The following is a 20830-nucleotide window of genomic DNA, read 5'->3' as shown; positions in this document are numbered from 1 at the left end:
ATTGATATCCAGGTTCCCAATTTAATAAGGCATCAAATCACTATGGATTCCGCACATAGGCATTTTTGCGCAGGTAGAACCACCAGTTGATCAGCAGGCAAACCAGGTAAAAAACGGCAAAACCATACATGGCTACTTCAGGTGAGCCTGCACGAATTTGATCACCCAGCACAACGGGGGCAATAAACGAGCCGTAACCAGCAATAGCCGCTGTCCAACCCAGTACCGGACCCTTTTTCTGCGCATCAAAAATAAAGCCAATACTGCGAAATGTAGAGCCGTTGCCGATGCCGCTGGCGGTGAAAAGCACCATAAACAGCAGCATGAATAACCAGAAGTATTGGTTAGGATCGGTGGCGTTGTACGCCAGCATCATGACGTAACCTGCCCCGGCTGATGCAAAGACCATTACCACCGTGATGATTTGTGTGACCAGTGAGCCACCGAATTTATCGGCTACCCAGCCACCGATAGGGCGTACCAGCGCACCTATAAAAGGGCCTATCCATGACCACGTAAGCGCACTGGGCGCATCCGGGTTGGCGATTCGATTAATGCTGCCATCGGCCGCTACTTCGGCCATATTGCCGAATATAATCGTGATTGAAAGGGGAAGAGCCGCTGAAAAGCCAATAAACGAGCCAAAGGTGACGATGTAAAGTAGCGTCATTGCCCACGTGTGTTTATCACGGAAAATCGTAAACTGTTTTTGGATATTAGGTTTGATTTGTTCGCCAGGTATAAGGCGCAGCATGATCAGAGTGACAATGACGGTGCAGGGTAGAGCTAGCCACATATTTAGCCAAGACAGCGCCACAAGGCCAAGGAATGTCGCAATAATACCTACACCATAAAGCCCCAGTATTTTGCCAAATGCCTGTAGCGGTGTGCCTGGGTCGGGGCTAATAGTGCGCAAGTTGTTCATGCCAAACCAGCCAGCAAAGGCCAAAGGGATGAGAAAGAGCACCCAGATAAACGCCGCATTCTGGATCCAGGTAAGGGTGCCCGCCTCAATGCGGCCAATCAAGGTTCCGCTTGTGTTTTGAAGCTCCATGGGGCCGCCCGCAAGAACACCAAAAAGGCCGACAGTCATCACCAGGGGAACAAGGATTTGCATGGTGGTGACACCAAAATTTCCAAGCCCTGCGTTCATTCCCAGTGCGTAGCCTTGCTGTTTTTTGGGATAGAAGCTCGAAATATTACTCATGGAACAGGCAAAGTTTCCTCCGCCAATACCTGATAACAGGGCCAGTGCCTGAAAAATCCAGAAAGGCGTGTTTGGATTCATAAGCGCGAACCCAGTGCCTGCTGCGGGTATGATCAGCAATGCTGTGGTGAGAAAAACCGTATTACGTCCCCCCGCTAAACTAAGCATAAATGCCGCAGGAATACGTAATGTTGCGCCCGCCAGCCCCGCAGTAGCGGTAAGGGTAAAGAGCTGGTCAGTAGTGAAAGGAAAGCCCAGGTTTTGCATCTGGGTGGCGATCATGCCCCACATCATCCATACCGCAAAGCCTACCAGAAGGCTCGGAATAGAAATCCATAAATTGCGGTTTGCAATGTGCTTTCCTTTGTTTTCCCAGAAGCCGGAGTCTTCGACATCCCAGCGTTCAATGTCAGCATTTTTTCTGGCCATCATGTACCCCCTTGTAGAAAAGTGCCGCATAGCACTGCTTATACGAAAGATACGCGCTAGCAAGCAGAGGGGGAATGAGGCAGGTCAATAGGTGGGAACTCTCAAGTACCTCTTACGAGGTATGTATGCTGAGTATCTAATGTACTGTTTTTAAAAGTTTTAATGATGCGTTTGGTGGTGTAATAAATGGCAATAAGTGGAAGTTGTATTTTAAGGGGTATCCACTCATGGCAGGCTTTCAGTTACTTATTGAGGCCTTCTTGTACGGCCCAAACAGCCGCTTCAACGCGGGAGCGCAGACTCAGCTTTTTGAGCAGGTGCTTAACATGTACCTTGACGGTGCCTTCGGTAATATCAAGCTTGCGAGCAATGAGCTTGTTCGACATGCCTGCGGCTAATTCGGCAAGAATTTCTTTTTCGCGCTGAGTAAGCGCATTAATAGACGGTTTCGCAGGGAGTGAACGCTGGTTGCGCAATGCTTGGGCAAGTAGCGCTGTTAAATTTTCGCTAATGGCCATGCGGCCTTTGGCCGCCTGGCGCAGTTGATGAATCATATCCTCTGGCTCCATGTCCTTTAACAAGTAGCCATCGGCCCCACCACGTAGCGCATCGACCACGTCGTCTTCCTGATCTGACACGGTATACATAATGACGCGGCCTGCATAACCTTCTTCGCGCAAATGTTTAAGTGTTTCCAGGCCATCCATCTCGGGCATATTGAGATCCAGCAGTACCATGTCTGGGTCAAGCGTAATGGCTTGATGGATGCCTTCACGGGGACTTCCTGTTTCAAATACCAATGCCAGATCATCTTCCATTTCCAGTAATTGACGTACGCCTCGTCGTAGCAATGGATGATCATCAATTACGATAAGTGTGGCGGGCTCGTCGTAAATTTCGCTAGCCATATTCAAGTATTTCCTTCCTTGATAAGACGTTCGGTCAACGGGGTAAAGCACAGATAAACGCCTGTGCCTCCTTCCGGTCGATTATTGAAATGAAGGTCGGCATTAATGTTATTGGCTCGGTCACGCATGATCACTAGCCCGTAGTGCATGGGGGGGGACTGATCATCCTGTAGGCCTATACCGTCATCTTCAATCGCCAAGTGCAGTGTTGCCTGATCAAATACCAGGCTAACGTGTGCCCAGTGAGCTTTGGCATGTTTATGTGTATTGGCGAGTGCTTCGCGCGTGATTTGCAGCAGGTGTATTTCTTCACTTGCGCTAAGTAAGTGGGGTGGCAGGCGGTAGGTTAGCTCGACCGGGAACCCAAGCCGCTGGCTAAACTCTTTGATGGTTTGCTGTAGTGCGGGCTGAAGGCCTGGCTTATCCAAACTAAGCCGGAACGTGCTTAATAGCTCACGGAGCTGGCGATAGGCACTATTCAGCCCTTCACGTAAATCGCTGGTTACGCCACGTTGTTGCTCAGCAGAAAACTGTTTCTCCTGAATGCGCTCCAGGCGTGTTACCTGCATTTTTAAATAAGACAGCGACTGGGCGAGTGAGTCATGAAGCTCACGGGCAATAATCGTGCGCTCGTTGACAAGAGAAAGCTGTTGCTCTTCTTCAATACGCTTCTGTAAAAAGATAGCTGTGGCCAGGTTGTCGGTAAGCGTATTGAGTAGCTGCTGCTTCGATGCGTTGATGGGCGCAGAGTAGCCCACGGTCAGGGAGCCAAGAATCTCCTCGCCAACCGCAACGGGCAGCACGATCGCTTCGGCATTGCGAGCAACTGCATTGCCTCGTTGCGGCTCCAGGCAGGCAAGGCAGTTTAAGTCTCGACAATAGAGAGGCCGCTCGGATGAGTGGGTTGCTAAAATTGCCATATCAGTATCGTCATGCTCGCTGCGCAGCGAAAGCACGATAGGGCCGATATCCAGTAAGTCTTCAAGCTCGCGTAAGATAGGTGCCGTGCTGGCGCAAAGGTCATTGCCGCCCCCATAAAGCGTACGGCTCCCATTGTGAATGATCTGGAGGGCGCGATTGTGGCGTTTAAGCTCTGCCTGCTTGCGAGATACACGCGCTTCCAACGCCTGGTAACGCGTATCCAGCCTCGCTGCCATCTGATCAAAAGCGCGCCCAAGCTGGCCTAGCTCATCGTGGCTGGAAAAATTAGAGCGATATTGGAAGTTGCCATGGCCCGCTTCTCGGCTCAGGACTCTAAGCTGGCGAAGCGGCGTCACCAGATTATGCCGAATATCGTAGAGCGCAATGAAAAGCAGCACACCAATCAAAAGGAAAAAAAGCAGCTGCAGAGAACCCAGTAAATGCATCTTGGATTTAGTGCTGCTTTCAAGTGTCGAGACATACTGGTCAATATGATGAATAAGATTATTCAGCGCTACTCTGGCTTGTGCTACATCATTGCTACTACCATGAATAGCATCATCAAGCAGGGGGATTAAGGTGTTATGCCACAGCGCTTTTAGCCCAGCAAGCTGCTCTTGAAGGATCTCATCATGGGTGTAGTGATATCCAACGGCGAGTGCTGGGCCTTCCAGTTTCGCGGTAAGCTGATCAGTCAGTCGGCTAACGTTTTGTTGAGACCCGTTTTGTGTTTGGGTCAATGGGCCTAAGGCTTCAGAAAGCTGCGCGCTGTTCAAGCGTAATGAGCCCGCGATATTAATCGCCGCTGCATCACCTTGGCTATTTTGGGCAATCATCATGGTGAAGCCGATGCTGAGAACGGTCATCCCCGTGATGGCCAGGAGGTAAGCAGTAATACGAGCTACAAGAGAGTGGCGTAAGAGATTCATGCGACTCCCATGGATTTAAAAAAGGAGGGGGCTTAAAAAGATAAGTAAAAGCTGCTGAAGCCGACGGCATGGCTAACGATAAATGACTATATTACTTATCGAAAGATATGAGAAGCAGATACATCGTATCCTGATGAATCATGTAATCTTCTTTGTCTCTCGTCAATATAACGGTTGGTTAAGAGGCCTATCACGTAAAACTTAAAAAAGTGAGGCCGTGTGGTTTTTTTTAGATTTGAGTATTTCTGATGAGTGTTATTTTTAGCGCTCACAAGCGACGTCTTCGCACATTGAAAATGCGCTAGAACTATGGCGTTCAACGGCGTTTAGTAAGCCCAAACAACCGCGAGCAAAACACCCCATCCAAGAATGCCGGCTGACATAATAGTATAAGTGGCTGATATAGTGGCAACATCTAGCTCGTTACGAGTGCAGAGCGCTTGCAAGCCGTGATAAATCAGACTGCATGAAACGCCTAGAGCCGCCAATCCGACGATCACATTGAAAAATAACGAGGGCACCCATAGCGCAAGGGCTGATATCCATAAGGGAAGAGGAGCGAGTGTGGCAAGTAAATAGGCATTTTTATAGCTAATTGAAAGCTGCTCGACACCATTGACGACTGCGTGAATAACCCAGCCCATTATAAAAAAAGTCAGTAGCTCGGCCAAAAAAAGAATTGTCGTAATAAATCGCCACTCCCTTTCAGCAAAACCGGTCATAAAGGTATCGCCATAATGCGTTCCTGCATAATAGAGCATTAAAGGGGGCAATAACGACATGGGAAGAACCACACACCACGCTAACGTGGGAATGGAAGGCGAGTTCGATTTAAGCGCTTGCCAACCAGCGCGATGACTAAAGGGCATTTTGAAAAATGTAAGTACATTCATCTCAACTACCTCTTGGTGTCTTAAAATTAAACGGCTATATATCATATAATGATATTTTATTTTTAGAGGACGTCTTCGGTATTGTCAAGCGGGGGAAAGTCGTCACGAGCACGTTAAGGAGCATTCATGGCAGAAAAAACAGCAGTGCAAAAAGGTGAGCTTGATAAGGAAGATTTCGAGCGTCTATCTCAGTTTCGCTATCAGTTACGCTGTTTTTTACGTCGCAGCGAAGATATCTGCCGCAAGCATGGGCTCACCGCGTTGCAATACCAGCTGTTGCTGCACTTACGCGGTTTTGCTGAGCGTGATTGGGCAACGGTAGGTGAGCTTGCCGAGCGGCTGCAAGCCAAGCATCACGGCACTGTGGCATTGGTCGATCGCTGTGAGCAGCTATCACTCGTTGAGCGCCGTCAAGGACGTGAAGACCGCCGCCAAATAGAAGTGCACTTGTTGGAGGAGGGAATCGAACGCGTCACCCGAATTGCTGAAGCGCATCAGCCAGACCTCTACCAACTTCACGTCGGTATGTTATTCCCGCCTGGTGAGTAATGAGCGCTAATGGCGTCACTTTTTATGGGTAACGTCATCAGCTTAGCCATGAAAGCGGAGTCCGATGCATCGCAACGCCCAGTATATAGATAAATACAAGCACCGCTGCCACGGCGGCACCGGCCCGAATGGCTGGCGTTTTACCGCGTTTAATCGCCATTGTGCCGAGCAGAATATAAACAATCAGCGCGGTGATTTTGGCGCTGAGCCATGGCGGAAGTGGCCAGAAGCTCAGCATGATGGCCAATAGCACGCCGAAGGTCAGAAGCGCCGTATCGATGATATGAGGGAGTATCTTGACCCAGCGCGCCTTAAGAATCGGTCGCTCAGTGACTGACCAATAAGCACGTACTATAAAGAAGGCGAGGCTCGCATAGGCGGCCGCCATATGAAGATGCTTAACCGCAAAATAGTGCTCAATCATACGTTTATCTCTGGATTAAAATAGCTTCTTGTGAACAAAAAACACCTCTTTTCGCTGAGGGGTTATACGGAGTTTCATCGCTATCTTGTCTGATTTACTGCCATGAATGAAACGTCGTCACCTGTGGTCTTTAGCCGCGTATCCCTTAAGAGGTAGGGTGGGGTTATATGGAGGTAACCTGGCAGATATTGCCGTTTTAATCGCTCAGAATCGATTTCCAAGACGCCTGTTTAGGCATTGCTTTCTTTTTGGCGCCAGGGAGATCGACCATGAGTCATTTCATTGACCGGCTAAATTTTTTCCGCAAAACGCGCGAGCCTTTTGCCAATGACCACGGCGAAGTTCGCCAGGAAGACCGCCAGTGGGAAGACAGTTACCGCCGCCGATGGCAACACGACAAGGTCGTCCGCTCTACCCACGGAGTTAATTGTACTGGTTCGTGTAGCTGGAAAATTTACGTCAAAAACGGCCTGGTGACATGGGAAACTCAGCAGACCGATTACCCGCGTACACGCCCCGACCTGCCTAATCATGAGCCTCGCGGCTGCCCTCGAGGGGCGAGCTACTCGTGGTACCTTTACAGTGCTAACCGTCTCAAGTATCCCCTTGTCCGTAAACCGCTGTTGGCGCTTTGGCGTGCAGCGTTAAGTGAAAAAGGCGACCCGGTAGAGGCCTGGGCCTCGATTGTTGAAGATCCGGCCAAAACCAAAGAGTACAAACGCGCCCGCGGCATGGGCGGCTTTGTTCGTGGCAACTGGGATGAGCTTAATGAGTTAATCGCGGCTTCCAACGTTTATACCGCCAAACAGTACGGGCCTGACCGCATCATTGGCTTTTCACCTATCCCTGCCATGTCGATGGTCAGTTACGCCGCCGGTAGCCGCTACCTGTCGTTAATCGGCGGCGTATGCATGAGCTTTTACGACTGGTACTGCGATTTGCCACCCGCCTCGCCGATGACGTGGGGCGAACAAACCGATGTTCCCGAATCTGCCGACTGGTACAACTCAGGCTATATCATTGCCTGGGGGTCGAATGTGCCTCAGACCCGCACGCCAGACGCCCACTTCTTCACCGAGGTTCGCTATAAGGGCACCAAAACTGTTTCCATTACCCCCGATTACGCCGAGGTTTCCAAACTCACAGATGAGTGGCTCTCTGCCAAACAGGGCACCGACGCAGCGCTCGCCATGGCCATGGGCCACGTCATTCTCAAAGAGTTTCACCTTGAAAATCCCAGCGCCTACTTTACCGATTACGTGCGCCGGTATACCGATATGCCCTGCCTGGTCGAGCTGGAGCCACGCGATGATGGCTCTCTTGTGCCCGGGCGCCAACTGCGCGCCAGTGATATTGCTGATCACTTGGGGCAGGACAATAATCCTGAGTGGAAAACACTGGTTTGGGATGACGCACGTGATCAGCTGGTAGTCCCGCAGGGCTCTATTGGTTTCCGGTGGGGGGAAGAAGAAGCTCACCAGGGTAAATGGAACCTGGAGCCTTTGGATGCCGACGGCGTTGAGATTTCACCTCTCCTGAGCCTTGCCGAGCGCCATGACGACGTCGCGCGCGTGGCTTTTCCCTATTTCGGCGGTATCGAGCATAAGCACTTTGCGCATGTAGAAGGCGAAAGTGGCGACCGCTTGTTCCACAGCCTGCCCGCTAAACGGCTGCAAAAAGCCGATGGCGGCAGCGTGCTGGTGGTGACGGTCTTTGACCTGATGTGTGCCAACTACGGTATCGACCGTGGGTTTGGTCAAGCGGGTGAGGACGATGGCGCTACCGACTATGCCCAGATAAAACCTTACACCCCCGCTTGGCAGGAAAAAATTACCGGCGTCTCGGCAGAGCAGTGTACTCGTATCGCGCGGGAATTTGCCGATAATGCCCACAAGACACGTGGGCGCTCCATGATTATCGTGGGTGCCGGTATGAACCACTGGTACCACATGGACATGAACTATCGCGGCTTGATCAATATGCTGATCATGTGCGGGTGTATTGGCCAGAGCGGCGGCGGCTGGGCACACTATGTCGGCCAGGAAAAATTGCGCCCCCAAACGGGCTGGCTGCCCTTGGCATTTGGGCTTGATTGGACGCGCCCACCGCGTCATATGAACTCTACGTCATTCTTCTATAACCACTCTTCGCAGTGGCGCTATGAGAAGCTTGAGATCAAAGAGATTCTTTCACCACTGGCTGACCCTCGCCGTCACACCGGCAGCCTGATCGACTACAACGTACGCGCCGAGCGTATGGGCTGGCTGCCGTCTGCCCCTCAGCTAACCACGAATCCGCTGCATTTGGCGGGCAAGGCCAAAGACGCCGGCATGGCCACCAAGGATTATGTCGTTCAGCAATTAAAAGCCGGTGAGCTTTCCTTTGCTGCCGAAGACCCGGATAACCCCCAGAACTTCCCGCGTAACATGTTTATCTGGCGTTCTAACCTGCTGGGTAGCTCCGGTAAAGGGCATGAATACATGCTCAAGTACCTGCTGGGGACTCGGCATGGCATTCAGGGTAAAGACCTGGGCGATTTTGGCGGGCAGAAGCCAGAAGAGGTCAAATGGCACGACGAGGCGCCTGAAGGCAAGCTTGACCTATTAGTCACGCTTGATTTTCGTATGTCGACGACCTGCCTCTATTCGGACATCGTGCTACCCACGGCGACCTGGTATGAAAAGAACGACCTTAATACCTCCGACATGCACCCGTTTATCCATCCGCTAACGGCTGCCACCGATCCTGCCTGGGAGTCGCGCAGCGATTGGGATATTTATAAAGGCATCGCCAAGGCGTTCTCGAAAGCGTGTGTGGGCCACTTGGGAGAAGAGACGGATTTAGTCACGCTCCCCATGCAGCACGACTCCCCGGGCGAGCTTGCGCAGATAGGTGTAAAGGATTGGAAAAAGGGCGAGTGCGCGCCCATCCCCGGCAAAACCATGCCTGCATTGATAGAAGTACAGCGCGATTACCCCGCCACGTACGAGCGTTTTACCTCACTTGGCCCGGCGCTTGAAAAGCTCGGTAATGGTGGCAAAGGCATCAGTTGGAACACAGATAGCGAAATAGAACTGATCGGCAAACTGAATCACGTTAAGCATGAAGGCCCGGCAAAAGGGCGCCCGAACATCGAAAGCGCTATTGACGCGGCAGAAACCGTACTGACGCTGGCGCCAGAAACCAATGGCCAGGTAGCACTCAAGGCGTGGGAGGCACTCTCCAAAATTACCGGGCGTGACCACTCGCATCTGGCACGACCTAAAGAGGATGAAAAAATCCGCTTTAGCGATATCGTGGCGCAACCGCGCAAGATCATTTCCAGCCCCACGTGGTCGGGCCTGGAGGATGAGCACGTCTCCTATACCGCCGGGTATACCAACGTGCATGAGCTGATTCCGTGGCGCACGGTCAGTGGCCGTCAGCAGTTCTATCAGGATCATGCCTGGATGCGCGACTTCGGCGAAAGCCTGTTGGTGTATCGCCCACCGATCAATACTCGCGCCGCGGAAAATTTCAAGCTGCCCGAGGATAACGGCTTCAAAAGCAAGGCACTGAATTTCCTGACACCGCACCAAAAGTGGGGGATTCACTCCACCTACTCCGACAACCTGCTGATGTTGACGCTGAACCGCGGTGGCCCCGTGGTGTGGCTTTCCGAAGCTGACGCCGCCGATATCGATATTCAAGACAACGACTGGATAGAGGTTTATAACGCCAACGGCTCGATTGCTGCCCGCGCCGTGGTCAGCCAGCGCGTTAAGGATGGCATGGTGATGATGTACCACGCCCAAGAGCGTCAGGTGAACGTCCCCGGTTCGGAAATTACCGGCACGCGTGGTGGTATTCATAACTCTGTGACGCGTGTTTGCCCTAAACCCACTCATATGATCGGCGGCTACGCCCAGCTCGCTTACAGCTTCAACTACTACGGAACCGTAGGCTCGAACCGCGATGAGTTCGTGCTGGTACGCAAGATGAAGCATATCGAATGGCTGGATGGTGAAGGCCAGGATGACGTTCAGGAGGCGGTGAAATGAAAATTCGCTCTCAGGTAGGCATGGTCCTCAACCTTGATAAGTGCATTGGTTGTCACACCTGCTCAGTGACGTGCAAAAACGTCTGGACTAGCCGCGAAGGTGTCGAGTATGCTTGGTTCAACAACGTTGAGACCAAGCCGGGTATCGGCTATCCCAAGGAGTGGGAAAACCAGGCCAAGTGGAAGGGCGGTTGGATGCGCAGCCGTGATGGCAAGATTGAGCCGCGCATTGGCGGTAAATGGCGTGTACTGGCCAATATCTTCGCCAACCCCGACTTGCCCGCTATTGATGACTACTACGAACCTTACACCTTTGATTACCAGCACCTGCACACTGCCAAGCCCGGACAGCACCAGCCGGTAGCCCGCCCGCGTTCACTGATCTCTGGTGAGCGCATGAAGAAAATTGAATGGGGCCCTAACTGGGAGGAAATTCTGGGCACCGAGTTTGCCAAGCGCCGCAAGGACATCAACTTTGAACAGGTGCAGGCAGATATCTATGGCCAGTTCGAAAACACCTTCATGATGTATCTGCCGCGCCTGTGTGAGCACTGCCTTAACCCTACCTGCGTGGCAAGCTGCCCCAGTGGCGCCATTTACAAACGTGAAGAAGACGGCATCGTACTGATTGACCAGGATAAATGCCGCGGCTGGCGGATGTGTATTTCCGGTTGCCCCTACAAGAAGATCTACTACAACTGGAAAAGCGGCAAATCCGAGAAGTGCATTTTCTGTTACCCGCGTATTGAGTCGGGCCAGCCAACCATCTGCTCAGAAACCTGCGTGGGGCGCATTCGTTATTTGGGTGTCCTGCTTTATGACGCCGACCGCATTGAGGAAGTCGCAAGCTCCGCCGACGAGCAGGACTTGTACCACCGCCAGCGCGACATCTTCCTGGACCCTCATGACCCCGAGGTCATTGCCCAAGCCAAGAAAGACGGTATTCCCGACAACGTCATTCAGGCCGCTCAGGCATCGCCCGTCTACAAACTGGCCATTGATTGGGAGCTGGCGCTTCCGCTGCACCCTGAATACCGCACGCTGCCCATGGTCTGGTACGTACCGCCGCTGTCGCCCATTCAGTCTGCGGCCGAAGCGGGTAAGGTCGAGTTCGATGGCGTGATGCCAAAAATTGAGTCGCTGCGCATCCCGGTGAAGTACTTGGCCAATATGCTGACCGCCGGGGAAGAAGCCCCCGTTGTGCTCGCGCTTAAGCGTTTGATGGCGATGCGCCTTTATATGCGCGGTAAGCATGTTGAAGGAGAAGCGGATATCAGCGTGCTGGAAGATGTGGGTCTAAGCGTTGCTCAGGTGGAGGACATGTACCGCTATCTGGCAATCGCCAACTATGAAGATCGGTTCGTGATTCCAACCAGCCACCGCGAGATGGCGCGCGACGCCTTCCCGGAACGGGGTGGGTGCGGATTCACCTTTGGTGACGGGTGCAACGGCGAGAGCACGCCGAACCTGTTCAACGGTCGGCCTATTGAGAGCACGATGGTGAAGCCGGTCAATGTTTTTGATCCGCAGGCGCAATCCGAGGAGGCGCGTCATGAGTAATCTGGCAGAGCCGCTCTTGACCCCAGAGCAACAGACCATGCGCAGCCTGCGCGTACTGTCGCGGTTGCTTGACTACCCAACAGCTGAATTGCAGCAGGCCGTAGGGGAGCTTGTCGAGATCGTGGCCGCGGAGAATCGCTGGCCCGCTTCGTTACGCCAACGTTTGATGAGTTGGTGTCAGCAAATTGCCGATAGCGAGCTTTTAAGCCTTCAAGCTGAGTATGTCGCGCTTTTCGAACAGGGTCGGGCTACATCGATGCTGCTGTTTGAACACGTACACGGAGAATCACGAGAGCGTGGCCAGGCCATGGTGGATCTCATGGATGAGTACCGAAAGGCGGGTTTTGAGCTAGACGCCCGGGAGCTGCCTGACTATTTACCGCTGTTCCTGGAGTATCTCTCCACGCGAAGCGATGTGGAAATGGCCCGCTGGATTGGCAATATTCGCCATATTCTGGCGCTACTTGCCGCTCGCCTGGAAGAGCGTGATAGCGACTATGCCCTGGTGACCCATGCGCTGCTGGCGCTCATCGGCGCCGAAGCGGACATAAACGCGCATCGCTCCGTTGTGAAGGCGGAAAAGCCTGACAATACCCCCGAAGCGCTGGATGCCGTATGGGAAGAGGAAGCCGTACGTTTTTCTGCGGCATCCGACGAGGACTGTGCGTTGCAATCTGCCGAAGGGCGTCGCTTGGCTGAACGCAAGCAGGGTGTTCAACACGATGCCGTTCGCATTCTCTCTCCCGGAGCCCAGCCTCCGGCAATGGGTCGTTAACAGGAGAATCTCAATGTCCGCTATTACGACTTACCTCGAGTATTTTATCTACGGCTACTATCCCTATCTCGCCGGTACCGTATTTCTGTTTGGGAGCCTGGTGCGTTTTGACTACGGGCAGTACACTTGGAAGACCGGCTCCAGCCAGATGCTGTCGACCAAAAACATGCGCCTGGCCAGCAATCTCTTCCATATCGGCATCATTACCATCTTTTTTGGCCACTTGGTTGGTCTGCTTACTCCACACTGGATGTATGAGCACTTTCTTCTCCCTAGCACTAAGCAACTGCTTGCCGTGGTGATTGGTGGTATTGCCGGCGTGTTGTGTGTGATCGGCGGGGCGATGCTGCTTTATCGGCGGATGTTCAATCCACGTGTGCGCGCCTCATCGAGTAAAATGGATACGCTGATTCTGGCTATTTTGCTTATTCAGGCATGCCTTGGGCTCACTACCATTTTCTTCACGCTGGGCCATATGGATGGCGAAATGATGCTGACATTGGCAAGCTGGGCACAGGCCATTGTGTTCTTTAATGGCGGCGCGGCGAACTATCTGCAAGATGTTTCCTGGATATTCAAGCTGCATATCTTTTTGGGGCTAACCATTATCCTGTTGTTCCCTTTCACTCGACTAGTGCATGTATGGAGCGCGCCTTTCGGTTATCTGACCCGGCGCTATCAATTAGTGCGTAAACGCGGCTAAACGATAATTTATCAGGAGAGTTGTTATGCAAATGATTGATATCGAAGCGCTGCCAAGTGAAGCCACGCTACCATTGATACAGGTGGGCAGTCGCGCTATTGAAGAAAGCGACATTGCCCATGAAATGCAGTATCACCCCTCAGACAGTGCGGGGAGTGCCCAGCTTAAGGCTGCGCGGGCGTTGGTTGTCCGTGAGCTGCTGTGTCAGCAGGCCCAAGCGCAAGGGTTATTGGCTGATAATGAAACAGCGGATGACAAGGTGATTGCACAGCTTCTAGACCAGGCGCTGAACGTGCCGGAGCCCAGCACCGAGGATTGCCAACGCTTTTATGCGCACCACCCCGAGCGTTTTAGTGAGCCCACACGTTTAAAGGTGCGTCATATTTTGCTGGCTGCGGCGCCTGAAGATGCTGTGGCTCGGGATGCACACTATCAGCAAGGCGTAACACTGCTGGAAACATTGAAGGACGATCCTGCGCGCTTTACGGAGTTTGCCCAGCGCCACTCAGCGTGTCCTTCCAACACCCAAGGTGGGGAACTCGGCTGGTTGGCCCAAGGGCAAACGGTTGCTGAACTTGAGCGAGTGCTACACCACTTACCCAACGGCCTTCATGAGCGGCCCATTGCCTCCCGCTATGGTTGGCACTTGGTGGTGGTTGATGCCCGCGAGGAAGGGCAGTTGCTGCCTTACGAAGCCGTTACCGAACGTGTTCGCCATCACCTGGAGGAACAGGCAACGCGGCGCGCATTGCGCCACTACCTGTTGTCATTAGAGGCGGAGATAGGCGTCCAGGGAATCGCGCTTGACGACGACGCGGGCGGTAGTCTGATGCAATAGGACCGCTCTGCGTGGTTATCGGCTTGCCCGGACTTTATGGAACCATTTCTTTCTTCTAAGGTTGAAGTGATATAGGAAAAAGGAGAACGGCCATGGAACATGTCGATAAGTGTCAGAAATGTGGTAAGGAATATATCGCCGACGCAAACGATACGGAAAATGCCCTCCCAACGTGTGGCACTTGTGGTGCAGAAATATACAGCGGGGGGGCGAACTCAGAGTTTAGCGTGACAGGTGATAATGATGATGAGCATCCGATTGAAAGGGGATTGCGAAAAGTCACCGATGAAATTACCGGAGATAAAAAGAAAGTTTGATTGAACCGCTTGTGGCTGAAAACTCTCATAGACTCCGCCACCCTTGGCCTAGACGTCGTTACGGCTAGCCAAGGGTCGCAGAACTAAATATCACGCTACATCGTTATGTTGCTCTGCTAATGCCCTGCGTAGCTTGGCGTTTTCAGTAGCCAATATCTTGTTTTCGGCGATAAGCCCATATTTTTCAGATTCAAGGCTGTCGACACGGTTAATAAGCTGGTTGATAACCAAACGCCGGTAAATAGCTGAAAACGCAATTTTGGTACCCTGATGAACAGCGATCATCACTTTCTCCTCCATGAGTTATGTATCAACCCGAATACGGGTGATGAAAGACTATAGGCCTTTTTTCATCTAATGTTACATACTATTTTTAAATCAAAAGAACGTTTCTTATTGTTAATTTGTATTAGAGTGCATGGCGTCCTCAATAAGTATGATAAATAAGATTATAGTTATAACTACTTATGGCTAAGTTTCTACTACTTAACCCGAAGTGGATTAGCAGGTGGCCTCATTGTTTGGCTAGTTGGCTAACTAACAGAGTTACTGCAGGTTAATAAATAAGTGCGTTTTTACTATCAATTATACTATGTTACTTACAGGCCATTTTTAGTGTGTCAATCTCAACCCACTGGACAAGGATGTTCAGCAAGGAATAGTGAGTCAGGAAGACTCCCTAAGGATGGGCAGGCAGGAAGCTTGCGGAGTGTACAAGGATGCAACGTTAAAGCCCGGCCTCTGGTCGGGCTTCTTGCTTTAAGCGTAAAAGTAAATAACGTATATCTGGATTATATCGTCGGTTACGTTGGGTTCGCCTTGCCCAAGTGTAAATTCTTCTCAGGTGCGAGGCATACATTTCGTTATGGTGGGTAATCCATGAGAATTAAAAAAATGAACATGGCCGTTTAGCAAGCAAGCTAGCCTACTCTACAGGTTGTTGTTTAATAATCATTAACAAGAAGCCCTGCCAAGTTGACCTTTGCTGATACCCGTATCTATACCTATAGGCCTAGTGAACATTTATATGAAAGTGACGAGCTAAGGCGTAGCTTTGCCATGGAGGCTTAAATGAGTAAGCAGCTGGTAGGTGATTTTCTGGTTCAACGTTTGGGTGAGTGGGGTGTTAAACGTATTTTCGGGTATTCGGGGGATGGCAGCAACGGCATCATGGGGGCATTACAACGAGCGGGTGACCAGTTCGAGTTCGTGCAAGCCCGTCATGAAGAGATGGCGGCATTCATGGCGTGTGCTCATGCCAAGTTTACGGGGGAAGTGGGTGTGTGTACCGCGACTTCCGGGCCTGGTGCCATTCATCTGCTTAATGGCTTGTACGATGCCAAAAAAGATCATCAGCCAGTCGTCGCCATTGTTGGCCAGCAAGCACGTGCGGCCTTAGGCGGTGAATATCAGCAAGAAGTCGACCTGGTGTCGCTTTTCAAAGACGTCGCCCATGAATTCGTGCATATGGCGACCAGCCCAGCTCAGATACGCCACCTTATTGACCGCGCTATCCGTATAGCCCTCGCCGAGCGGACCGTGACGGTTATCATCGTTCCCAATGACCTTCAGTCCCAGCCTGCGGTTGAAACACCTGCGCATGCTCACGGTACTGTGCATTCGGGCGTGGGCTACTCAAGCCCCATTACCGTGCCTCATGACAATGATTTGCGCCAAGCCGCCCAAGTGTTAAATGAAGGAAAGAGAGTGGCGATGCTAGTGGGTGCTGGGGCTCTGAATGCGACCGATGAGATTATTCAGGTGGCTGACAGGCTAGGCGCTGGTGTCGCTAAGGCGCTACTGGGGCGTGCAGTGCTTCCTGACGACTTGCCTTTCGTTACCGGATCTATCGGGTTACTGGGTACTAACCCAAGCTGGGAGTTAATGGCCAACTGCGACACGCTATTGATGATTGGCTCAAGCTTCCCCTATTCGGAATTCTTACCGGAGGAGGGGCAGGCCCGGGGTGTACAAATCGATATTGATGGGCGCCAGGTGAGTATGCGTTACCCAATGGAGGTGAACCTCGTGGGTGATAGCGCGACTACCTTACAAGCGCTGTTGCCCTATTTAGAGCAGAAAACAGATCGTGGTTGGCGTCAAGATATTGAGAAAAGTGTTGCCCAATGGTGGGAAGTGCTTGAAGAGCGTGCCATGGCGGAGGCTGACCCGGTTAACCCGCAGCGTGTTTTTTGGGAGCTGTCGCCGCGCCTGCCTGATAGCTGCATTCTCACCAGCGATTCCGGTTCCGCTGCTAACTGGTACGCACGTGATCTCAAATTACGCCGTGGCATGATGGCATCGGTTTCTGGCGGACTTGCCACGATGGGAAATGGCGTTCCCTATGCGATAGCCGCCAAGTTCGCTTATCCCGAACGGGTGGCCATTGCATTGGTTGGGGACGGGGCCATGCAGATGAACGGTAATTCGGAGTTAATTACCATTGCCAAGTATTGGCAGCAGTGGGCGGACCCACGCTTGATCGTTATGGTGCTTAATAACCAGGACCTTAATCAAGTCACGTGGGAAATGCGGGTAATGGAAGGCGACCCGAAGTATGAAGCCTCGCAGGATCTCCCTGACTTTCCTTATGCCGAATATGCCGAGCTTATTGGGCTCAAGGGCATTAAGGTTAGCGATCCCGAGATGTTAGCGAATGCTTGGGAGCAGGCCTTAAGTGCTGACCGCCCCGTTGTGCTGGAAGTTATAACTGACCCTGATGTTCCGCCGATCCCGCCGCATATAAAGCCCGAACAGGCGAAAGCCTATATGTCAGCGCTTTTGCACGGCGATCCGGACGCGCTGGGTACGGTTAAAGCCTCGTTTCGGCAGTTCGCCCGGCAGATAACCCCCAAGCTTCGCAAGCACTGACACCCCAAGCCGCATAAAAGGAGAGTCTCATGTCGTTAAAAGCCTTGGCTATCAACTGTACGCTTAAAGCGTCACCCGCAGCGTCTTCTTGTGATCGACTTATATCCGAGACCTTGGCAGCGCTTGAGCGCCATGGCGTCACTGGCGAGAAAATCCGTGCTGCGGATTTTAATATTAAGCCCGGTGTGACATCGGATGAAGGTGAGGGTGATGATTGGCCGCAAATACGAAAGCAGATTCTGGATGCCGATATCTTCATCCTGGGTAGCCCTATCTGGTTAGGCCATCACTCCAGTATCTGTCAACGTGTATTAGAGCGACTGGATGCGTTTCTTGGCGAAACCGATGAGCAGGGACGAATGGTCTCGTATGGTCGGGTCGCCGGTGTCGTGGTGGTAGGTAATGAAGATGGCGCTCATCATATTGTTGCCGAGCTGTTTCAGGGGCTAAACGACGTTGGTTTTACCCTTCCTGCCAACGCATGCACCTATTGGGTGGGTGAAGCCATGCAGGGAGTCGACCTCAAGGATTTTGAGAAGACACCAGAAGCGACTCAGAGCGCTACGGCAGGCCTGGCGCTTAATTGTGTTCACTTGGCCACGTTATTAAAGCAGAACCCGTATCCACCACAAGAGAGCTAGGCGCTGAATGTGCTATAGGTGCACATACGCAGTTAATTCACTTTCGGCTAAGCTGTAAAGGTATGTCGCACACAACACAAGGAGTAAGTTTAAATGGCATTTCCGAAACGATGTGCCCAATGTGGCAGCGAAGACTACCGTTTCCCTGAAAACACAGACGAAGATGACAATATCTACTGCAGTGCCTGCAATGCCGTCGTGGGAAATAAAAAAGAGCTGGCGAAAGAGGAGTTGGATGATGAAGGTGAGGGCGACCACCAGGTTGAGACGCTGCTTAGATCGTTAACGGGTAAAAAATAGCGGCCTCCTTCTGCTTGCTACATTATTATCGTCCACCAGCCTGTCAGCTTTCAGGCTGGTGGATGTTCAGCCGTCGTACTGTTATCGATACTACTAAGTCGTTGCATATTTTTTGTTAAGTTCATTAACGGCTTCATCTGCTTCAGGCTTGGTCGCACAACGTTTGCGCACCAAATCACCATCTCTTTCTTCCTCCTCACGCAAGTCTACGACCCACCACTCAGGCTGGGCATCAATTTCAGCGCCTTCCTGAACCGCTCGATACACCATAAACGTCGCCATCATCCGCTCCCTGGTTTGAAATCCTTTTATAACGTAGCTGATGGCGTGCGGCTTGAATATGACGTCAGCCACCTGCCAATCAGTTTTAAAAACCTTCTTAACATGTATTAGGTCACGGGCTGTGAGCTTGGAAATACCGATCAGGCGAGCTAGCTTGAAATGGAGCTGGCGGCTCATGGATTCTGAATAAGAGGGAGAGAAGGGTATGGATAACTACACGCAAGGCCAGACAGGAAACGGGTTGGACGTCATCAATATTTTAACGACTGACCACCAGGAAATGCTGGAGCTACTCGCCCAAGTAGAAAGCAGTAACGGCCCCGAGCAGCGTCGAGACTTGATAGACACCGCTATTGCCGAAGTGATGCGCCATGCCGTTGCTGAGGAAATGTATGTTTACCCTGCTATGGAGAAACATATTCCTAATGGGCGTGATGAAGTTGAGCACGATAAGAGAGAGCATGATGAATTGGTCAAGGTGATGAAGAAGCTAGAGGATGTCGATGCGTCAGACCCCTCGTTTATGACACTGACTAAAGAGATGGAAAAACAGCTTCGCCATCACATTGATGATGAAGAGTCCGACCAATTTCCCAAACTACGTAATCATATACCCGTTGATGAACTTATCGACTTGGGGAATAAAGTCGACGCTGCCAAAAAGCTAGCGCCGACACGGCCGCATCCTAACGCGCCTCATTCTGAGCTATTTCATAAGAGCGTCGGGCCGGGCGTCGGCATGGTTGATCGGCTACTGGATAAGCTTCAAGGCCGACATACCGGTTAATAGGCTTTTGAAAACCTGCCGTCTGAAATTTATGGTTCGTTGCCGAAGGCCCCATGGTGTGCCGTGGGGCTTTCGTTCGTTGAGTTGTTAACTATTATACGGCATAACGGTACTGCCGAAATTTTCTTTCAGGGAATGCCTATGTCGATGTTTTTCCAGCGTCTTAAAGAAGTGTCTTCGCCTGCTGTTGGCCTTGGTTGTATGAACTTGTCTCATGGTTATGGTCAGCAGGTGTCTGAAAAAGACGCCCTGCGAGCATTGCATGAAGCGTTTGAAATGGGGTATCGGCACTTTGACACCGCGACACTGTATGGGGCCACGGCGAATGAGCGCTTGCTGGGCAATGCCTTAAAAGACAAGCGCCAAGCGCTGTTGTTGGCCAGTAAATGCGGTATGGCGATTGATGCTGAGACGGGAAAGCGGGTTATCAATGGTCGACCAGACATACTACGCCAACAGTGTGAGGCAAGCCTGACACGTTTAAAGACTGATCATATCGATATCTATTACCTGCACCGGCTTGATCCCGGCGTACCCGTCGAGGAGAGTGTCGGCGAACTGGGTAAGTTGGTCGATGAAGGCAAGATAGGCGGTGTGGGGCTGTCGGAGGTTTCAGCGAAAACGCTTTCCAAAGCGCATAAGGAGTATCCCATAGCAGCAGTGCAGTCAGAGTATTCCCTCTGGACACGCAACCCCGAAATTGCGCTCATCAAAGCCTGCCAAACACTTGATGTGGCGATGGTTGCATTTAGCCCCTTGGGTCGTGGGTTTTTGGCAGGTGCGATTCAGGTCGATACAGTGTTTGGTGAGGGTGATATGCGGGCTAACATGCCACGTTTTAACGCTGACAATCTGCCTAAAAATCTAGCGGTGCTTTCACGCTTTCAGGCGCTAGCCCAAGCGCTTGACGTGACTACCGCCCAATTGGCACTGGCCTGGGTAAAAGCACAAGGTAGCCATATAGTGCCCATTCCTGGGACTTGCTCAATCGCTCATATGCGCGAAAACCTGGCAGCCGATAGTTGGGTGCTCGATAAAAACTATCTCAGTGACCTCAACTCAATGATGACACCTGATCAGGTAGCCGGTGAACGGTATAGTCCAGCGCAGCAAGCGGACATCGATACGGAAGAGTTTACTCAGTAGACAAGGGATAGGGCGCTATTCTTCATGGCAGGTTTTTATCGAATGCCGCTATTGCTTTCAGCCTGCTTTAAGCTAGCATTCAGCAAAAGGTTAGCTATCGCCAGCCTGGTTCAGGAAAGCCGCCATGATCAAAGCTTTAATCATCTGTTTTGCAGTGCTTTTCGTACAACTTGCAGTGCTGCATGTGGTTGATGCCCGGTTATATGCCTCGCAGGATATTCGCCAAACCGCCAGCAGCGCTGTGACTCCACCGAAAAAAGATGAAGAAATAGAGCGTTAAAAACCACGACTGGCGATGACAATATCGTCAG

The 20830-nt window shown here is 51.8% G+C and carries 20 protein-coding genes; 13 read left to right on the top strand and 7 right to left on the bottom strand.

Annotated elements, in window-relative coordinates; all coding sequences use genetic code 11:
• Nucleotides 1-40: 40 nt before the first annotated feature.
• The 4 genes from FKN99_RS03950 to FKN99_RS03935 form a co-directional block, all read right to left on the bottom strand.
• A complete protein-coding gene (locus FKN99_RS03950; RefSeq protein WP_172116774.1) occupies nt 41-1636 on the bottom strand; it encodes an MFS transporter in 1596 nt (531 codons plus the stop codon).
• 242 nt (nt 1637-1878) lie between these two features.
• Entirely contained in the window at nt 1879-2544 is a 666-nt protein-coding gene (gene narL, locus FKN99_RS03945) for a two-component system response regulator NarL (protein ID WP_172116672.1), read from the bottom strand.
• A gap of 2 nt (nt 2545-2546) precedes the next feature.
• Nucleotides 2547-4394 (bottom strand): histidine kinase, encoded by a 1848-nt coding sequence (locus tag FKN99_RS03940; RefSeq protein ID WP_172116671.1) that lies wholly within the window; start codon nt 4392-4394, stop codon nt 2547-2549.
• A gap of 326 nt (nt 4395-4720) precedes the next feature.
• A complete protein-coding gene (locus tag FKN99_RS03935) occupies nt 4721-5287 on the bottom strand; it encodes a YIP1 family protein (RefSeq protein WP_172116670.1) in 567 nt (188 codons plus the stop codon).
• Between the two features lie 126 nt (nt 5288-5413).
• Here FKN99_RS03935 and FKN99_RS03930 point away from each other — a divergent pair, with 126 nt between their 5' ends.
• Entirely contained in the window at nt 5414-5836 is a 423-nt protein-coding gene (locus FKN99_RS03930; RefSeq protein ID WP_172116669.1) for a MarR family winged helix-turn-helix transcriptional regulator, read from the top strand.
• Between the two features lie 37 nt (nt 5837-5873).
• Here FKN99_RS03930 and FKN99_RS03925 read toward each other — a convergent pair whose 3' ends face one another.
• Nucleotides 5874-6260 carry a SirB2 family protein gene (locus tag FKN99_RS03925; RefSeq protein WP_172116668.1) on the bottom strand — a complete coding sequence of 129 codons (387 nt, stop codon included), beginning with the start codon at nt 6258-6260 and terminating at the stop codon, nt 5874-5876.
• 269 nt (nt 6261-6529) lie between these two features.
• On the opposite strand from FKN99_RS03925, the gene FKN99_RS03920 reads away from it, so the two are divergent.
• The 6 genes from FKN99_RS03920 to FKN99_RS03895 all read left to right on the top strand — a co-directional run bounded on the left by FKN99_RS03920 (nt 6530) and on the right by FKN99_RS03895 (nt 14492).
• Nucleotides 6530-10300: a nitrate reductase subunit alpha gene (locus FKN99_RS03920; protein WP_172116667.1), complete on the top strand. Its 3771-nt coding sequence runs from the start codon at nt 6530-6532 to the stop codon at nt 10298-10300.
• On the top strand, nt 10297-11859 hold the full coding sequence (gene narH, locus FKN99_RS03915) for a nitrate reductase subunit beta (RefSeq protein WP_172116666.1): 1563 nt from the start codon (nt 10297-10299) through the stop codon (nt 11857-11859). Before FKN99_RS03920 ends, narH begins: the two co-directional genes overlap by 4 nt.
• A complete protein-coding gene (narJ, locus tag FKN99_RS03910) occupies nt 11852-12634 on the top strand; it encodes a nitrate reductase molybdenum cofactor assembly chaperone (RefSeq protein ID WP_172116665.1) in 783 nt (260 codons plus the stop codon). Before narH ends, narJ begins: the two co-directional genes overlap by 8 nt.
• Nucleotides 12635-12647: 13 nt before the next feature.
• Nucleotides 12648-13337, top strand: a complete 690-nt coding sequence (narI, locus tag FKN99_RS03905; RefSeq protein WP_087105405.1) for a respiratory nitrate reductase subunit gamma — start codon at nt 12648-12650, stop codon at nt 13335-13337.
• 25 nt (nt 13338-13362) lie between these two features.
• A complete protein-coding gene (locus tag FKN99_RS03900) occupies nt 13363-14175 on the top strand; it encodes a peptidylprolyl isomerase (protein ID WP_172116664.1) in 813 nt (270 codons plus the stop codon).
• A gap of 92 nt (nt 14176-14267) precedes the next feature.
• The gene (locus FKN99_RS03895) at nt 14268-14492 is read left to right on the top strand and encodes a hypothetical protein (protein ID WP_172116663.1); all 225 of its coding nucleotides are present in this window, start codon (nt 14268-14270) and stop codon (nt 14490-14492) included.
• 90 nt (nt 14493-14582) lie between these two features.
• Here the strand turns inward: FKN99_RS03895 and FKN99_RS03890 are convergent, their stop codons facing one another.
• The gene (locus tag FKN99_RS03890; RefSeq protein WP_172116662.1) at nt 14583-14777 is read right to left on the bottom strand and encodes a hypothetical protein; all 195 of its coding nucleotides are present in this window, start codon (nt 14775-14777) and stop codon (nt 14583-14585) included.
• A gap of 786 nt (nt 14778-15563) precedes the next feature.
• On the opposite strand from FKN99_RS03890, the gene FKN99_RS03885 reads away from it, so the two are divergent.
• The 3 genes from FKN99_RS03885 to FKN99_RS03875 all read left to right on the top strand — a co-directional run bounded on the left by FKN99_RS03885 (nt 15564) and on the right by FKN99_RS03875 (nt 18304).
• Nucleotides 15564-17363, top strand: coding sequence for a thiamine pyrophosphate-requiring protein (locus FKN99_RS03885; protein WP_172116661.1), 1800 nt, complete (start codon nt 15564-15566; stop codon nt 17361-17363).
• A gap of 29 nt (nt 17364-17392) precedes the next feature.
• Nucleotides 17393-18004 carry a flavodoxin family protein gene (locus FKN99_RS03880; RefSeq protein ID WP_172116660.1) on the top strand — a complete coding sequence of 204 codons (612 nt, stop codon included), beginning with the start codon at nt 17393-17395 and terminating at the stop codon, nt 18002-18004.
• 93 nt (nt 18005-18097) lie between these two features.
• A complete protein-coding gene (locus tag FKN99_RS03875; protein ID WP_172116659.1) occupies nt 18098-18304 on the top strand; it encodes a hypothetical protein in 207 nt (68 codons plus the stop codon).
• A gap of 93 nt (nt 18305-18397) precedes the next feature.
• Here the strand turns inward: FKN99_RS03875 and FKN99_RS17845 are convergent, their stop codons facing one another.
• Nucleotides 18398-18763, bottom strand: a complete 366-nt coding sequence (locus tag FKN99_RS17845) for a hypothetical protein (protein WP_253926948.1) — start codon at nt 18761-18763, stop codon at nt 18398-18400.
• A gap of 28 nt (nt 18764-18791) precedes the next feature.
• On the opposite strand from FKN99_RS17845, the gene FKN99_RS03865 reads away from it, so the two are divergent.
• From FKN99_RS03865 to FKN99_RS03855, 3 genes are all read left to right on the top strand, one after another.
• Nucleotides 18792-19373 (top strand): hemerythrin domain-containing protein, encoded by a 582-nt coding sequence (locus FKN99_RS03865; RefSeq protein WP_172116658.1) that lies wholly within the window; start codon nt 18792-18794, stop codon nt 19371-19373.
• Between the two features lie 141 nt (nt 19374-19514).
• The gene (locus tag FKN99_RS03860) at nt 19515-20519 is read left to right on the top strand and encodes an aldo/keto reductase (protein ID WP_172116657.1); all 1005 of its coding nucleotides are present in this window, start codon (nt 19515-19517) and stop codon (nt 20517-20519) included.
• A 124-nt stretch (nt 20520-20643) separates the two neighbouring features.
• Nucleotides 20644-20799 carry a hypothetical protein gene (locus FKN99_RS03855; protein WP_172116656.1) on the top strand — a complete coding sequence of 52 codons (156 nt, stop codon included), beginning with the start codon at nt 20644-20646 and terminating at the stop codon, nt 20797-20799.
• Nucleotides 20800-20830: the final 31 nt, after the last annotated feature.

The sequence above is a fragment of the Halomonas hibernica genome (assembly GCF_013183775.1).
GTDB classification, from domain to species: domain Bacteria; phylum Pseudomonadota; class Gammaproteobacteria; order Pseudomonadales; family Halomonadaceae; genus Vreelandella; species Vreelandella citrativorans.
This window is presented reverse-complemented; position numbering and strand designations above follow the sequence as displayed.

What these genes read in the sequence shown, in the direction of transcription:
- FKN99_RS03900 (WP_172116664.1), top strand. Translation starts at nt 13,363, where the DNA reads ATGCAAATGATTGATATCGAAGCGCTGCCAAGTGAAGCCACGCTACCA.
- FKN99_RS03920 (WP_172116667.1), top strand. Translation starts at nt 6,530, where the DNA reads ATGAGTCATTTCATTGACCGGCTAAATTTTTTCCGCAAAACGCGCGAG.
- FKN99_RS03880 (WP_172116660.1), top strand. Translation starts at nt 17,393, where the DNA reads ATGTCGTTAAAAGCCTTGGCTATCAACTGTACGCTTAAAGCGTCACCC.
- FKN99_RS03860 (WP_172116657.1), top strand. Translation starts at nt 19,515, where the DNA reads ATGTCGATGTTTTTCCAGCGTCTTAAAGAAGTGTCTTCGCCTGCTGTT.
- FKN99_RS03935 (WP_172116670.1), bottom strand. Translation starts at nt 5,287, where the DNA reads ATGAATGTACTTACATTTTTCAAAATGCCCTTTAGTCATCGCGCTGGT.
- FKN99_RS03855 (WP_172116656.1), top strand. Translation starts at nt 20,644, where the DNA reads ATGATCAAAGCTTTAATCATCTGTTTTGCAGTGCTTTTCGTACAACTT.
- FKN99_RS03875 (WP_172116659.1), top strand. Translation starts at nt 18,098, where the DNA reads ATGGCATTTCCGAAACGATGTGCCCAATGTGGCAGCGAAGACTACCGT.
- FKN99_RS17845 (WP_253926948.1), bottom strand. Translation starts at nt 18,763, where the DNA reads ATGAGCCGCCAGCTCCATTTCAAGCTAGCTCGCCTGATCGGTATTTCC.
- FKN99_RS03930 (WP_172116669.1), top strand. Translation starts at nt 5,414, where the DNA reads ATGGCAGAAAAAACAGCAGTGCAAAAAGGTGAGCTTGATAAGGAAGAT.
- FKN99_RS03865 (WP_172116658.1), top strand. Translation starts at nt 18,792, where the DNA reads ATGGATAACTACACGCAAGGCCAGACAGGAAACGGGTTGGACGTCATC.
- narJ (WP_172116665.1), top strand. Translation starts at nt 11,852, where the DNA reads ATGAGTAATCTGGCAGAGCCGCTCTTGACCCCAGAGCAACAGACCATG.
- FKN99_RS03950 (WP_172116774.1), bottom strand. Translation starts at nt 1,636, where the DNA reads ATGGCCAGAAAAAATGCTGACATTGAACGCTGGGATGTCGAAGACTCC.
- FKN99_RS03925 (WP_172116668.1), bottom strand. Translation starts at nt 6,260, where the DNA reads ATGATTGAGCACTATTTTGCGGTTAAGCATCTTCATATGGCGGCCGCC.
- FKN99_RS03890 (WP_172116662.1), bottom strand. Translation starts at nt 14,777, where the DNA reads ATGATCGCTGTTCATCAGGGTACCAAAATTGCGTTTTCAGCTATTTAC.
- narI (WP_087105405.1), top strand. Translation starts at nt 12,648, where the DNA reads ATGTCCGCTATTACGACTTACCTCGAGTATTTTATCTACGGCTACTAT.
- narH (WP_172116666.1), top strand. Translation starts at nt 10,297, where the DNA reads ATGAAAATTCGCTCTCAGGTAGGCATGGTCCTCAACCTTGATAAGTGC.
- FKN99_RS03940 (WP_172116671.1), bottom strand. Translation starts at nt 4,394, where the DNA reads ATGAATCTCTTACGCCACTCTCTTGTAGCTCGTATTACTGCTTACCTC.
- FKN99_RS03885 (WP_172116661.1), top strand. Translation starts at nt 15,564, where the DNA reads ATGAGTAAGCAGCTGGTAGGTGATTTTCTGGTTCAACGTTTGGGTGAG.
- narL (WP_172116672.1), bottom strand. Translation starts at nt 2,544, where the DNA reads ATGGCTAGCGAAATTTACGACGAGCCCGCCACACTTATCGTAATTGAT.
- FKN99_RS03895 (WP_172116663.1), top strand. Translation starts at nt 14,268, where the DNA reads ATGGAACATGTCGATAAGTGTCAGAAATGTGGTAAGGAATATATCGCC.